General features: G+C 66.5%; 13 protein-coding genes and 1 tRNA gene. All 14 read right to left on the minus strand.

Translation table 11 applies throughout. The annotated features are described in order from the left end of the window. Positions 1-13: 13 nt before the first annotated feature. Positions 14-1090 (minus strand): NADH-quinone oxidoreductase subunit NuoH, encoded by a 1077-nt coding sequence (gene nuoH, locus BN948_RS11035; RefSeq protein WP_035621680.1) that lies wholly within the window; start codon positions 1088-1090, stop codon positions 14-16. Further along, on the minus strand, positions 1087-3231 hold the full coding sequence (gene nuoG, locus BN948_RS11040; protein WP_009520155.1) for an NADH-quinone oxidoreductase subunit NuoG: 2145 nt from the start codon (positions 3229-3231) through the stop codon (positions 1087-1089). The genes nuoH and nuoG overlap by 4 nt, the downstream gene beginning before the upstream one ends. A 25-nt stretch (positions 3232-3256) precedes the next feature. Beyond that, entirely contained in the window at positions 3257-4618 is a 1362-nt protein-coding gene (gene nuoF, locus BN948_RS11045) for an NADH-quinone oxidoreductase subunit NuoF (RefSeq protein WP_009520156.1), read from the minus strand. Further along, positions 4618-5139: an NADH-quinone oxidoreductase subunit NuoE gene (gene nuoE, locus BN948_RS11050; RefSeq protein WP_009520157.1), complete on the minus strand. Its 522-nt coding sequence runs from the start codon at positions 5137-5139 to the stop codon at positions 4618-4620. Before nuoE ends, nuoF begins: the two co-directional genes overlap by 1 nt. Further along, complete coding sequence (locus tag BN948_RS11055) at positions 5136-6389, minus strand: NADH-quinone oxidoreductase subunit D (RefSeq protein WP_009520158.1); 1254 nt, start codon at positions 6387-6389, stop codon at positions 5136-5138. Before BN948_RS11055 ends, nuoE begins: the two co-directional genes overlap by 4 nt. A gap of 1 nt (position 6390) precedes the next feature. Next, positions 6391-7011 carry an NADH-quinone oxidoreductase subunit C gene (locus BN948_RS11060; protein ID WP_009520159.1) on the minus strand — a complete coding sequence of 207 codons (621 nt, stop codon included), beginning with the start codon at positions 7009-7011 and terminating at the stop codon, positions 6391-6393. Between the two features lie 28 nt (positions 7012-7039). Next, on the minus strand, positions 7040-7519 hold the full coding sequence (locus BN948_RS11065; RefSeq protein WP_009520160.1) for a NuoB/complex I 20 kDa subunit family protein: 480 nt from the start codon (positions 7517-7519) through the stop codon (positions 7040-7042). 36 nt (positions 7520-7555) lie between these two features. Next, a complete protein-coding gene (locus BN948_RS11070) occupies positions 7556-7915 on the minus strand; it encodes an NADH-quinone oxidoreductase subunit A (protein ID WP_009520161.1) in 360 nt (119 codons plus the stop codon). A 49-nt stretch (positions 7916-7964) separates the two neighbouring features. Beyond that, positions 7965-8049, minus strand: a tRNA-Leu gene (locus BN948_RS11075). A gap of 154 nt (positions 8050-8203) precedes the next feature. Then, complete coding sequence (gene secG, locus BN948_RS11080; protein WP_009520162.1) at positions 8204-8614, minus strand: preprotein translocase subunit SecG; 411 nt, start codon at positions 8612-8614, stop codon at positions 8204-8206. A gap of 58 nt (positions 8615-8672) precedes the next feature. Beyond that, on the minus strand, positions 8673-9419 hold the full coding sequence (gene tpiA / locus BN948_RS11085) for a triose-phosphate isomerase (protein ID WP_009520163.1): 747 nt from the start codon (positions 9417-9419) through the stop codon (positions 8673-8675). Positions 9420-9423: 4 nt separating this feature from the next. After that, on the minus strand, positions 9424-10413 hold the full coding sequence (locus BN948_RS11090) for an NAD(P)H-quinone oxidoreductase (RefSeq protein WP_009520164.1): 990 nt from the start codon (positions 10411-10413) through the stop codon (positions 9424-9426). 19 nt (positions 10414-10432) lie between these two features. Then, entirely contained in the window at positions 10433-12664 is a 2232-nt protein-coding gene (pnp, locus tag BN948_RS11095) for a polyribonucleotide nucleotidyltransferase (RefSeq protein WP_009520165.1), read from the minus strand. A gap of 246 nt (positions 12665-12910) precedes the next feature. Further along, on the minus strand, positions 12911-13177 hold the full coding sequence (rpsO, locus tag BN948_RS11100) for a 30S ribosomal protein S15 (RefSeq protein WP_009520166.1): 267 nt from the start codon (positions 13175-13177) through the stop codon (positions 12911-12913). Positions 13178-13290: the final 113 nt, after the last annotated feature.

Here is a 13290-nt window from a genome sequence, read left to right on the forward strand (position 1 = left end):
CGTTATGCCCTCCTCACTGCCAGATGTTCCACGGCGACTTCATGAGCGCACCCACGAGCAGCAGCCACACCAGCGTGACAGGGATGAAGATCTTCCAGCCCAGACGCATGATCTGGTCGTAGCGGAAGCGCGGGAAGGTGGCGCGGATCCAGATGAAGATCGAGACCACGAAGACGGTCTTGATGCCCAACCAGATCCAGCCCGGAATGAAGTCGAGGAAGGCCACGGGTGGCAGCCAGCCGCCGAGGAACATCAGCACGGCAATGATGGACACCAGCCACATGCTGGCGTACTCGGCCAGGAAGAAGATGGCGAAGCCCATGCCCGAGTACTCGACCATGTGGCCGGCCACGATCTCGGCCTCGCCCTCGACGACGTCGAAGGGGTGGCGGTTGGTTTCGGCCACACCCGAGATGAGGTAGACGACAAAGATGGGCAGCAGCGGCAGCCAGTTCCAGGAGAGGAAGTCCAGGCCCATGCCCGCGCCCATGCCACGGCTCTGCGAGTTCACGATCTCGGCCAGGTTCAGGCTGCCGGCGGTCATCACCACCACCAGGAAGCAGAAGCCGATGGCGATCTCGTAGCTCACCATCTGCGCGGACGCACGCAGCGCGCCCAGGAAGGCGTACTTGGAGTTGGACGCCCAGCCCGCGATGATCACGCCGTAGACCTCGATGGAGGTGATGGCGAGGATGACCAGCAGGCCCGCGTTGACGTTGGCCAGCACGGCCTCGGGGCCGAAGGGAATGGCCACCCACGCGGCCAGCGCCGGCATGATGGCCATGACCGGGCCGAGGCGGAACAGGCCGTTGGCGGCCGCGCTCGGGCGGATCAGTTCCTTGGTGAGCAGCTTCAACGCGTCCGCGATGGGCTGCAGCAGACCGAAGGGGCCCACGCGGTTGGGACCGTGGCGCACCTGCATCCAGCCGAGCAGCTTGCGCTCCCACAGCGTGAGGTAGGCGACCGCGCCCATCAGCGGCGCCAGCACCGCGACGATCTTGATCAGGGCCCAGAGCACGGGCCAAGCCGCTGCCGTCCACCACGGCGCGTTGATGAGGCCCAGGCCTCCGTTGTACATCGCGTCGATCACGCTGCCACCCCTTCCTGGGCGCTCTGCTTCGCGTGCGCACGACGCGCGTCGGCGGTGAGTTGCAGCGACGTCGCCCGGCGCACGAGCGGATCGAGCTGGTAGATGCTGGCCACGCAGGGCGCGGCACTGGCGGTTGCGGTGTCGATGCTTGCGCCGGAAGCCTTGTTGTTCAGGCGATCGGCCGCGACCACGGCACCCGATTCGACACCCGGCAACGCGCGCGCGAGCACGGCCTGCGAGGAGTCGGCGTCGAAGCCCGGGAGTTCGAGCAGGTTGCCCAGCACGCGCAGCACCTTCCAGGCCGGGCGGGTGTCGCCCAGCGGGCGCACCACGGCGTGGAAGCTCTGCAGGCGGCCTTCGGCGTTGACGAAGCTGCCCGAGGTCTCGCTGAACGGTGCGATCGGCAGCAGCACGTCGCTCAAGTCCAGGTTGGTCTTGAACGGGCTCAGTGTGACGACCATGTCGGTCTGGCGCAGACCATCAAGTCCAACGGCCGTGTCCTCGGCCTCCACGTTGAGCAGCAGCGCGGCCTTGAGCGCGCCGCCGAGCATGCGGCCGGCGTCCAGCCCGCCCTGCCCCGGCACGGCATTCACAAGCTGCGCGCCCACGGTATTGGCGGCCTCGGTGAGGTACCCCACGCTGGCGCCGGTGTGCTCGGCGATGAAGTTGGCAAGAGCCAGCAGGCTGGCGGCCTGCGCGTGGTGCGCGGCGGCATTGCCCAGCAGCACGGCTTTGTGCTCGCCGCCCAGCAACGAGGTCGCGATGGCGCGCTGCGCGTCGCTGGGCGTGGCGGCCACGGGCGCGTTCACGCCCTTCTCGGCGGCCACGGCAGCGGCCACGCCGGCCAGGGCGGAGGCCCAGTCACGGCTGTCGGACAGCAGGCTGTTCTTGAGCTTGATGGCCCAATCGGGCGCGGTCTCGGTGATCGCGCTGAGCTGAGCGCCACGGCGCACGGCCTGGCGAATGCGTTGCGCGAACAGCGGGTGGTCTTTGCGCAGGTTGGCACCCACGACGAGCACGCGCTGCAGCGTGGAGAGTTCGGCAATGGGCCGGCCCAGCCAGCGCGCCTGGCCCTTGGGTGCCACGGCAGCGGCGTCGGCCGCGCGCAGGCGGCTGTCGATGTTTTCGCTGCCCAGGCCGCGCACCAGCGCGCCAGCGAGGGCCAGTTCTTCCACGGTGGCGTGCGGGCTGGCCAACAGGCCGATGGCACCGGCACCGTGCGAACCCTTGACCTGTTTGAGGCCGTTGGCCACGTACTCCAGCGCGGTCTGCCAGTCCACGGTCTTCCACTCGCCGCCCTGCTTGAGCATGGGCTGGGTGAGTCGGTCAGGGCCATTGAGCGCTTCGTAGGAGAAGCGGTCGCGGTCGGCGATCCAGCATTCGTTGACCGCTTCGTTCTCGAGCGGCACCACGCGCATGACCTGGTGGTTCTTGACCTGCACCACGAGGTTGGCGCCGGTGGAATCGTGCGGACTCACGCTCTTGCGGCGCGAGAGTTCCCAGGTGCGCGCGCTGTAGCGGAAGGGCTTGCTGGTGAGCGCACCCACGGGACAGATGTCGATCATGTTGCCCGAGAGCTCGGAGTCCACCGACTGACCCACGAAGGTTTCGATCTCGGCGTGCTCACCGCGGTGGCTCATGCCGAGCTCCATGACGCCCGCGATCTCTTGTCCGAAGCGCACACAGCGCGTGCAGTGGATGCAGCGGCTCATCTCTTCCATGGAGATGAGCGGGCCCACGTTCTTGTGGAAGACGACGCGCTTTTCTTCCTGGTAGCGCGAGCCGGAGCCGCCGTAGCCCACGGCCAAGTCCTGCAACTGGCATTCGCCGCCCTGGTCGCAGATGGGGCAGTCGAGCGGGTGGTTGATGAGCAGGAACTCCATCACAGACTTCTGGGCCTTGACGGCCTTGTCGCTCTGGGTACGCACGATCATGCCCTGCGTGACGGGCGTGGCGCAGGCCGGCATGGCCTTGGGCGCCTTCTCCACGTCGACCAGACACATGCGGCAGTTGGCCGCGATGGACAGCTTCTTGTGGTAGCAGAAGTGGGGGATGTAGGTGCCCGCCTTCTCGGCCGCATGCATGACCATGCTGCCCGGGGGCACTTCGACCTTCTTGCCGTCGAGTTCGATTTCGATCATGGGGATGTCCGTGTTCCTCGTGCTCTCAGGCCGTGGCCGCCTTGTTGCGCGTGTCGGCCTGCGCGGCGTTGATCTTGGCCTCGAACTCGTGGCGGAAGTGCTTGATCATGGCGCGCACCGGCATGGCCGCGGCATCGCCGAGCGCGCAGATGGTGCGGCCCATGATGTTCTCGGCCACGTTGTCCAGCAGTTGCATGTCTTCTGGGCGGCCCAGGCCACGGTCGATGCGATCGACCATGCGCCAGAGCCAGCCCGTGCCTTCGCGGCAGGGCGTGCACTGGCCGCAGCTTTCGTGCATGTAGAAGTAGGACAGGCGCTTGAGCGACTCGACCATGTCGCGCGAGTCGTCCATCACGATGACGGCGCCCGAGCCCAGCATGGAGCCGGCCTTGGCGATGGAGTCGTAGTCCATCGTGCACTCCATCATGATGTGCGCGGGCAGGACGGGGGCCGACGAACCGCCGGGGATCACGGCCTTGAGCTGGCGGCCCTTGCGCACGCCGCCCGCGAGTTCGAGCAGCTTGCTGAAGGGCGTGCCCAGCGGGATCTCGAAGTTGCCGGGCATCTCCACGTCGCCGCTGACCGAGAAGATCTTGGTGCCGCCGTTGTTGGGCTTGCCGATCTCGAGGTAGGCCTGGCCGCCGTTGCGGATGATCCAGGGCACCGCCGCGAAGGTCTCGGTGTTGTTGATGGTGGTGGGCTTGCCGTAGAGGCCGAAGCTGGCGGGAAACGGTGGCTTGAAGCGCGGCTGGCCCTTCTTGCCTTCCAGCGATTCGAGGAGCGCGGTTTCCTCACCGCAGATGTAGGCGCCGAAGCCGTGGTGGCCGTGCAGCTGGAAGCTGAAGTCGGAGCCCAGGATCTTGTCGCCGAGCAGGCCGGCCGCCCTGGCCTCCTCCAACGCGGCCTCGAAGCGCTCGTACACCTCGAAGATCTCGCCGTGGATGTAGTTGTAGCCCACGCTGATGCCCATGGCGTACGCCGCGATCGCCATGCCTTCGATGACGATGTGCGGGTTGTACATGAGGATGTCGCGGTCCTTGCAAGTGCCCGGCTCGCCCTCGTCGGAGTTGCAGACGAGGTACTTCTGCCCCGGGAACTGGCGCGGCATGAAGCTCCATTTCAGGCCGCTGGGGAAGCCGGCGCCGCCACGGCCGCGCAGGGCCGATTCCTTGACGGTGGCGATGACCTGGTCGGGCGTGAGCGGCTCGCCGCCGTCCTTGCCGAGGATCTTGCGCAGGGCCTTGTAGCCGCCGCGCGCCTCGTAGTCCTTGAGGGACCAGTTCTTGCCATCGAGGTCCGCGTAGATCTGCGGGCTGATGTGGCGGCCGTGGAAGCAGGTTTGCACGCCGGTGGCGGCGAACTGGCCGATGATCTGTTGGGCGTTCATCAGGACTGGCCCTCCGCGGCGCGCAGGCCATCGACAAGCTGGTCAAGCTTGTCGTGGCTCATGAAGCTGCACATGTGGCGGTCGTTCACCAGCATCACGGGGGCGTCGGCGCAGGCGCCCAGGCACTCGCTCTGCTGCAGGGTGAACAGGCCGTCGGGCGTGGTCTCGCCCATTTCGATGCCGAGCTTGTGCTCGAGATGGTGCAAGGCCTTCTGGCCATCGCGCAACTGGCACGGCAGGTTGGTGCAGACGTTGAGCTTGAACTTGCCCACCGGCCGCTGGTTGTACATGTTGTAGAAGGTCGTGACCTCGTGCACCGCGATCGGCTCGACGCCGATGTAGGCGGCCAATGCGGCCTCGGCCTCGGTGCTCACCCAGCCCTGCTCCTGCTGGATGATGGCCAGGCAGGCCATGACGGCCGAGATGCGTTGCTCGGCCGGGTACTTGGCGACCTCGCGGTCGAAGCGCGCGATGGTCGCGGCGGAGAAGCTCACAGGGGTGCTGGGCACGGGGGTGCTCATCGGTCGATCTCCCCGAAAACGATGTCCATGGTGCCGATGATGGCGACCGCGTCGGCCAGCATGTGGCCACGCGCCATCTCGTCGAGCGTGGCGAGGTGCGCGAAACCGGGCGCACGGATTTTCAGGCGGTAGGGCTTGTTGGCACCGTCGCTCACGAGGTAGATGCCGAACTCGCCCTTGGGGTGCTCGACGGCGGCGTAGGCCTCGCCCTCGGGCACGTGGAAACCTTCGGTGAAGAGCTTGAAGTGGTGGATCAGCTCTTCCATGTTGGCCTTCATGGCCTCACGCGCGGGCGGCGCCACCTTGTGGTTGTCGGTGATCACCGGGCCCGGGTTGGCGCGCAGCCAGTCCACGCACTGCTTGATGATGCGGTTGGACTGCTTCAGCTCCTCCATTCGGACGAGGTAGCGGTCGTAGGTGTCACCGGTCTTGCCGACCGGGATGTCGAAATCCATGCGATCGTAGACCTCGTACGGCTGCTTCTTGCGCAGGTCCCAGGCGATGCCGGAGCCGCGCAGCATGGGGCCGGTCATGCCCAGGTTGAGCGCGCGCTCGGCCGGCACCACGCCGATGCCCACCGTGCGCTGTTTCCAGATGCGGTTGTCCGTCAGCAGTGTGTGGTATTCGTCGAGATAGGTCGGGAAGCGCTTGGTGAAGTCGTCGATGAAGTCGAGCAGGGAACCCTGACGGTTCCTGTTGAGTTCGTCCACGCCGCGCTGGTTGCGCACCTTGCTCGCCTGGTACTGCGGCATGGTGTCGGGCAGATCACGGTACACGCCACCGGGGCGGAAGTAGGCCGCGTGCATGCGCGCACCGGACACCGCCTCGTACATGTCGAACAGGTCCTCACGCTCGCGGAAGGCGTAGATGAGGATGGTGGAGCTGCCGCAGTCGTTGCCGTGCGAGCCGAGCCACATGAGGTGGTTCAGCATCCGCGTGATCTCGGAGAACATCACGCGGATGTACTGCGCGCGGATCGGCACATCGATGCCGAGCAGCTTCTCGATCGCCAGGCAGTAGGCGTGCTCGTTGCTCATCATGGACACGTAGTCGAGACGGTCCATGTAGGGCAGCGACTGGATGAAAGTCTTGTGCTCGGCCAGTTTCTCGGTGGCGCGGTGCAGCAGGCCGATGTGCGGGTCGGCGCGTTGCACGACCTCGCCGTCGAGCTCGAGCACCAGGCGCAGCACGCCGTGCGCGGCCGGGTGCTGCGGGCCGAAGTTCAGGGTGTAGTTCTTGATCTCAGCCATGTCAGTGCAGACCGCCGTAGTTGTCTTCGCGGATCACGCGCGGCGTGACCTCGCGCGGCTCGATCGTCACGGGTTCGTAGATGACGCGCTGGCGCTCGGCGTCGTAGCGCATCTCGACGTGACCCGAGAGCGGGAAGTCCTTGCGGAACGGGTGCCCGATGAAGCCGTAGTCGGTGAGGATGCGGCGCAGGTCGGTGTGGCCCTCGAAGACGATGCCGTAGAGATCGAAGGCCTCGCGCTCGTACCAGTTGGCGCTGTTCCAGAGGTTGTTCACCGAGGGCAGCACGGGGAAATCGTCGTCGGCGCAGAACACGCGCACGCGCACGCGCTGGTTGAGGCTGACGGAGAGCAGGTGCGAGACGGCCGCGAAGCGCTGGCCTTCCCAGCGGCCATCGCCATAGGCGGAATAGTCCATGCCACACAGGTCGATGAGTTGCTCGAAGCTCGCTTGCGGAGCGTCGCGCAGGGTCTGCATGACGTCCAGGTAGGCGCTGGCGTCGACCGTGACCGTGACCTCGCCACGCTCCAGATCGACCGCGCGCACGCGGCCGGCGAGCAATTCCTGAAGGCTGGCCTGCAGGGTCTCGGGTGCGACCAGGTGGGAGGGGGATGCGTCGGTCATGTCGTGGGGCTCGGTGTTGTGCTGTGACTCAGGCGCGGGCGATGGTCTGGGTTCGCCGGATCTTCTGCTGCAGCTGGATGATTCCGTACAGCAGCGCTTCCGCCGTGGGCGGGCAGCCAGGCACGTACACGTCGACCGGCACGATGCGGTCGCAGCCGCGCACGACCGAGTAGCTGTAGTGGTAATAGCCGCCACCGTTGGCACACGAGCCCATGGAGAGCACCCAGCGCGGCTCGGCCATCTGGTCGTAGACCTTGCGCAGGGCCGGCGCCATCTTGTTGCACAGGGTGCCGGCCACGATCATGAGGTCGGACTGGCGGGGACTGGCGCGGAACACCTCGGAGCCGAAGCGCCCGATGTCGTAGCGCGCGGCGGCCGCGTGCATCATCTCCACCGCGCAACAGGCCAGACCGAAAGTCATGGGCCACAGCGAACCGGTTTTGGCCCAGTTCACCACCGCGTCGTAGCTGGTGGTGACGAAGCCTTCCTTGAAGACACCTTCAATCATGTGCTGCTCCGAAGCGCGCCCGCAGCGGGAGTGAACTCACTCCCAGTCCAGGGCGCCCTTTTTCCATTCGTAGGCGAAACCCACCGTGAGAATGGCCAGGAACACGACACCGGCGACGAAGCCGGTCAAACCGATGTCGGAGAAGGCCACGGCCCAGGGGATGAGGAACGCGATTTCGAGGTCGAAGAGGATGAAGAGGATGGCCACAAGGTAGTAGCGCACGTCGAACTTCATCCGCGCGTCTTCGAAGGCTTCGAAGCCGCATTCGTAAGGGGAGTTTTTCTCGGCGTCCGGCAGGTTCGGGCCGAGGATGTAGCCGAGGACCTGGGGAATGATGCCGACCGCGATGCCCACGACGATGAACAGTAGCACGGGCAGGTACTGGTCAAGGCTCATGGTGGGGCGGTTCCGTTGACAAGGCCTGCTGGCCTTGTCTTCAACGATCTGGTGCCGACGGCGAGACTCGAACTCGCACAGCTTTCGCCACTACCCCCTCAAGATAGCGTGTCTACCAATTTCACCACGTCGGCTTGGGTCTGAGTTGCCGTGCTCAAGAGGGACACTGAGCACTGCGGACAACTCATAGAGTTTACCCTGAATCGCCTCCCCCATCTGGGGAGTGGCCCATCCTTTTTTCATGGGCGTCCCCAAGGCGTCAGGCCCGCGCAAGGCAGGCTTGCCCGATCACTTGGAAGGGATCTGCCCGGCGCCGGTGGGCGCGGGAGTGCCGGACGGTGCCGGCGTGGTGTCGGGCGCGGCGGGCGCCGTGGCACCACCCGGAATCTGCTGCACTGGGCTGGCCGGCGCGGCGGGCACGTTCTCAAGCACGCTGCCCGAACTCGGTGCCTCGCGCAGGTTGCCGAAATACGCCAGGCCCAGCGTGCAGGCGAGAAATACGCCAGCCAGCACGGCCGTGGTGCGCGAGAGGAAGTTCGCGCCGCCGGAGGCGCCAAACAGGCTGGCCGAACCGGCACCGCCGCCGCCGAACGCGGCGCCAGCATCGGCACCCTTGCCGTGTTGCATGAGGATCAGGCCGATCATGCCGAGCGCAGCGAGGATCTGCACCACGAGCAGAAGGGTCAACAGGACATTCATCAGGTTCTCCGTTTGGTTCGATCAGCGCCTTCTGGGCGCGATCGGTTCGATGCTGTGTTCAGTGGGCGGCGGCGACGATCTGCAGGAAATCGGGCGCCTTGAGGGAGGCTCCACCGATCAGTCCCCCGTCGATGTCGGGCTGGGCGAGCAAGCTGGCGGCGTTGGCCGCGTTCATGCTGCCGCCGTACAGGATGCGCACGCGCTCGGGGTGGCTGGTGGCCGCGGCGAGCTGGGCGCGCAGCACGGCGTGCACCTGCTGGGCTTGCTCGGGCGTTGCCGTCTTGCCGGTGCCGATGGCCCACACGGGCTCATAGGCCACGACGATCTCGCTCGTGCAATGGGCCACGGCGTGGATGACTGCGGCCAGTTGGCGCTTGACAACCGCCTCGGTCTGCTCAGCCTCACGCTCGACCAGGGTTTCACCCACGCACACGATGGGTGTGATGCCTGCAGCCAGCGCGCGCTGCGCCTTGGCCGCGACGAGGGCGTCGGTTTCGCCATGGTACTGGCGACGCTCGGAATGGCCCACGATGGCGTAGCGGCAGCCGAAGTCCTTGAGCATGGCGGCCGACACCTCACCGGTGTAGGCACCTTGTTCGTGCGCGGACATGTCCTGCGCACCCCAGTCGATCGGGCTGCCGGCGAGCAAGCCTTGCACCTGCGCGAGATACGGCGCGGGCGCACAGACGGCCACGTCGGCCGAGGGCTGGCCAACACCGGTCAGCAGCGCGCGCAACAGCGCCTCGTTGGCGGCCAGGCCGCCATTCATCTTCCAGTTGCCGGCGATGAGTTTCTTGATCGTCATGACATCAGGACCACTTCAGCACGAGCTTGCCGACGTGGCGGTTCGATTCCATGAGGGTGTGCGCCTCGGCCGCCTGGGTAGGGGCGAACACCTGGTGGATGACGGGCTTGACCGCGCCCGATTCGAGCAGCGGCCAAACGTGTTCCTTGAGCGAACGCGCAATGGCGGCCTTGAAGGCCACGGGGCGCGGGCGCAGTGTGGAGCCTGTGATGGTGAGGCGGCGGCGCAGCACCAGGCCGGCGTTGAATTCGGCCTTGACGCCGCCCTGCACCGCGATGATGACCAGACGGCCGTCCTCGGCCAGGCAATCGACCTCGCGCGCCACGTAGCCGCCCGCGACCATGTCGAGGATGACGTCGACACCCCGGCCGCCGGTGATGTCGGCCACAGCGGCCACGAAGTCCTGCGAGCGGTAGTTGATGGCGTGATCGGCGCCCAACGCCTTGCACGCCGCGCATTTCTCGTCGCTGCCGGCGGTGGCGATCACTGTCGCGCCCCGGGCCTTGGCGATCTGGATCGCGGTGACACCGATGCCGCTGGTGCCGCCCTGTACGAGCAGGGTTTCACCGGCCTGCAGGCGGCCGCGATCGAAGACGTTGCTCCAGACGGTGAAGAAGGTCTCGGGCAAGGAAGCCGCGGCCACGTCGTCGAGCACCTTGGGCACGGGCAAGCACTGGCCCACCGGCGCCACGCACCACTCGGCGTAGCCACCACCGGCCACCAACGCGCAGACACGGTCACCGATCTTGAGACCGGCCTGCGCCAGCGCGTCGGCGTCACCCGATTCGATGACGCCGGCCACTTCCAACCCCGGGATGTCGGACGCGCCGGGCGGTACCGGGTAGTTGCCGGTGCGCTGCAGCACATCGGGACGGTTCACGCCCGACGCGCTCACGCGGATCAGCAATTCCCCGGCGCCCGCCACGGGGCGCGGGCGCTCGGCCAGGCGCAGCACCTCGGGCGCACCAAAGCCGTTGATCTCGACCGCTTGCATGCTCGACATCGCGCGCGGCTTATTGCTGCTGCTGTTGCTGCTGGGCGGCCTCGTCGGCCGTCGCGGCGGGGCGCTGGTCGCGTTGCTCGCGGCCTTCGCGGGGCTCACGCGGTTCGCGCGGTTCACGGAACTCGCGCGGCTCGCGATCGCCACCACCGCTGCGCTCCAGCAGTGCCTTCATCGACAGCTTGACGCGACCCTTCTCGTCGGTCTCGAGCACCTTGACCTTCACGATCTGGCCTTCCTGGAGGTAGTCGGTGACCTTCTCCACGCGCTCGTGCGCGATCTGGCTGATGTGCAGCAGGCCGTCCTTGCCGGGCAGCAGGTTGACCAGGGCGCCGAAGTCCAGGATCTTGGTGATCGGGCCTTCGTAGACCTTGCCCACTTCCACCTCGGCCGTGATCTCGCCGATGCGACGCTTGGCCTCGTCGGCCTTGGCGCCGTCGGTGGCCGCGATGGTGATGGTGCCGTCTTCCTCGATGTTGATCTGGCAACCGGTTTCTTCGGTCAGCGCGCGGATCACGGCGCCGCCCTTGCCGATCACGTCGCGGATCTTCTCGGGGTTGATCTTCATCGTGTAGAGCTTGGGCGCGAAGCTGCTGATCTCCGTCTTGGCTTCGCCCATGGCTTCCTGCATCTTGCCCAGGATGTGCATGCGCGCCTCTTTGGCCTGGGCCAGCGCGACCTGCATGATTTCCTTGGTGATGCCCTGGATCTTGATGTCCATCTGCAGGGCGGTGATGCCGTTGGTGGTGCCCGCGACCTTGAAGTCCATATCGCCCAGATGATCTTCGTCACCCAGGATGTCGGTCAGCACGGCGAAACGGTTGGCGTCCTTGATCAGGCCCATGGCGATGCCGGCCACGTGCGCCTTCATGGGCACGCCAGCGTCCATCAGCGCCAGGCAACCGCCGCACACCGACGCCATCGACGACGAGCCGTTGGATTCGGTGATCTCGGAGACCACGCGCATGGTGTAGGGGAAGTCTTCCTTGGTGGGCAGGCAAGCCACCAGGGCGCGCTTGGCCAGGCGGCCGTGGCCGATCTCGCGGCGCTTGGGGCTGCCCACGCGGCCGGTCTCGCCAGTGGCGAAGGGTGGCATGTTGTAGTGCAGCATGAAGCGGTCTTCGAACTCGCCAGCCAGCGCGTCGATGCGCTGCGCGTCGCGGTCGGTACCCAGGGTGGCGACCACCAGGGCCTGCGTCTCGCCGCGCGTGAAGAGCGCCGAGCCGTGGGTGCGCGGCAGCACGCCGTTGCGGATTTCGATCGGGCGCACGGTACGCGTGTCGCGGCCGTCGATGCGCGGCTCGCCGGCCAGGATCTGGCCGCGCACGATGCCGGCTTCGATGTCGAACAGCAGGCCTTCGACCTTGACGCTATCGAACTCGATGCCGGCCGCCTTCAGGCCGCTCATCACGGCGGCGTAGGCCTCGCGGCAGGCCTGGGTGCGGGCCTGCTTGTTGCGGATCTGGTAGGCCGCGCGCAGCTTGTCGCCGCCGAGCTCTTCCACCTTGGCGATCAGCGCTTCGTCGCGCGCGGGCGCCTGCCATTGCCACTCGGGCTTGCCGGCATCGCGCACCAGTTCGTTGATGGCGTTGATGGCGATGTTGGCCTGCTCATGGCCGAACACCACGCCACCCAACATGACCTCTTCGGACAGTTGCAGCGCCTCGGATTCGACCATCAGCACCGCGGCCTGCGTGCCGGCCACCACCAGGTCCATCTGAGAGCCCTTGCGCTCGGTCTGGCCCGGGTTGAGCACGTACTGGCCATTGACGTAGCCCACGCGCGCAGCACCGATGGGACCGTTGAACGGGATGCCGGAGATCGACAGCGCGGCCGAGGTCGCGATCATCGCGGCGATGTCGGCGTCCACCTCGGGGTTGAGCGACAGCGTGTGGATGACCACCTGCACTTCGTTGAAGAAGCCCTCGGGGAACAGCGGGCGGATCGGGCGGTCGATCAGGCGGCTGGTCAGCGTCTCCAGCTCGCTCGGGCGGCCTTCGCGCTTGAAGAAGCTGCCGGGAATCTTGCCGGCGGCATAGGTCTTCTCGATGTAGTCGACCGTCAGGGGGAAGAAGTCCTGGCCGGCCTTGGCCTCGCTCTTGGCGACCACGGTGGCCAGCACCACGGTGCCGTCCATGTCGAGCAGCACGGCGCCGCTGGACTGGCGGGCGATTTCGCCGGTTTCCATGGTGACCGTGTGCTGGCCCCACTGGAAGGTCTTGGTGACTTTGTTGAACATGCTCATGTGTGTTCTCCTGTGTGCGCCCCGTTCAACGGGGACTGCTTGGCGTGCAATGCCTTGCACGGACCCGGAGAACGCACCCGCAAGACGATGCCATTCCAGAGGGATTGCGCCGACCGCAACCCCGTTGGAATGACACAGCTTCGCTCGGTGTGTGAACTCCGGACTGGATGAGCGGGGGCGCCAAACGCAAAAAGCCCGAGCCAGCGAACCAACTCAGGCTTTTCGATCGGGCACACCCGGCTCGGTTTATTTGCGCAGGCCCAGTTTCTGGATGAGGGCCAGGTAGCGGTCGGCGTCCTTGGCCTTCAGGTAATCCAGCAGCTTGCGGCGACGGCTCACCATGCGCAGCAGGCCGCGACGACCGTGGTGGTCCTTGGCGTGCGTCTTGAAGTGCGGGGTGAGTTCGTTGATGCGGGCCGTCAGGATGGCGACCTGGACTTCGGGGCTGCCGGTGTCGTTGGCACCGCGGGCGTTGTCGGCGATGACGCCGGCTTTGACTTGCTGATCGATCATTTCAATGTTTCCTGTGGACTTGCGTCCCGCTGCAGCATGGGCCGGACCCTGTGGGGTGACCTTGGGGTGAGACCCCGCCGCGACGGGCGTGGAGCCGCTCCAACCGGAACGGC

The sequence above is a fragment of the Hydrogenophaga intermedia genome, assembly GCF_000723405.1.
GTDB classification, from domain to species: domain Bacteria; phylum Pseudomonadota; class Gammaproteobacteria; order Burkholderiales; family Burkholderiaceae_C; genus Hydrogenophaga; species Hydrogenophaga intermedia.

Excerpts from the sequence above, each read along its gene's own strand:
- nuoG (WP_009520155.1), bottom strand. The coding sequence starts at position 3,231 with ATGATCGAAATCGAACTCGACGGCAAGAAGGTCGAAGTGCCCCCGGGC.
- nuoF (WP_009520156.1), bottom strand. The coding sequence starts at position 4,618 with ATGAACGCCCAACAGATCATCGGCCAGTTCGCCGCCACCGGCGTGCAA.
- nuoE (WP_009520157.1), bottom strand. The coding sequence starts at position 5,139 with ATGAGCACCCCCGTGCCCAGCACCCCTGTGAGCTTCTCCGCCGCGACC.
- BN948_RS11055 (WP_009520158.1), bottom strand. The coding sequence starts at position 6,389 with ATGGCTGAGATCAAGAACTACACCCTGAACTTCGGCCCGCAGCACCCG.
- BN948_RS11060 (WP_009520159.1), bottom strand. The coding sequence starts at position 7,011 with ATGACCGACGCATCCCCCTCCCACCTGGTCGCACCCGAGACCCTGCAG.
- BN948_RS11065 (WP_009520160.1), bottom strand. The coding sequence starts at position 7,519 with ATGATTGAAGGTGTCTTCAAGGAAGGCTTCGTCACCACCAGCTACGAC.
- BN948_RS11070 (WP_009520161.1), bottom strand. The coding sequence starts at position 7,915 with ATGAGCCTTGACCAGTACCTGCCCGTGCTACTGTTCATCGTCGTGGGC.
- secG (WP_009520162.1), bottom strand. The coding sequence starts at position 8,614 with ATGAATGTCCTGTTGACCCTTCTGCTCGTGGTGCAGATCCTCGCTGCG.
- tpiA (WP_009520163.1), bottom strand. The coding sequence starts at position 9,419 with ATGACGATCAAGAAACTCATCGCCGGCAACTGGAAGATGAATGGCGGC.
- BN948_RS11090 (WP_009520164.1), bottom strand. The coding sequence starts at position 10,413 with ATGCAAGCGGTCGAGATCAACGGCTTTGGTGCGCCCGAGGTGCTGCGC.
- pnp (WP_009520165.1), bottom strand. The coding sequence starts at position 12,664 with ATGAGCATGTTCAACAAAGTCACCAAGACCTTCCAGTGGGGCCAGCAC.
- rpsO (WP_009520166.1), bottom strand. The coding sequence starts at position 13,177 with ATGATCGATCAGCAAGTCAAAGCCGGCGTCATCGCCGACAACGCCCGC.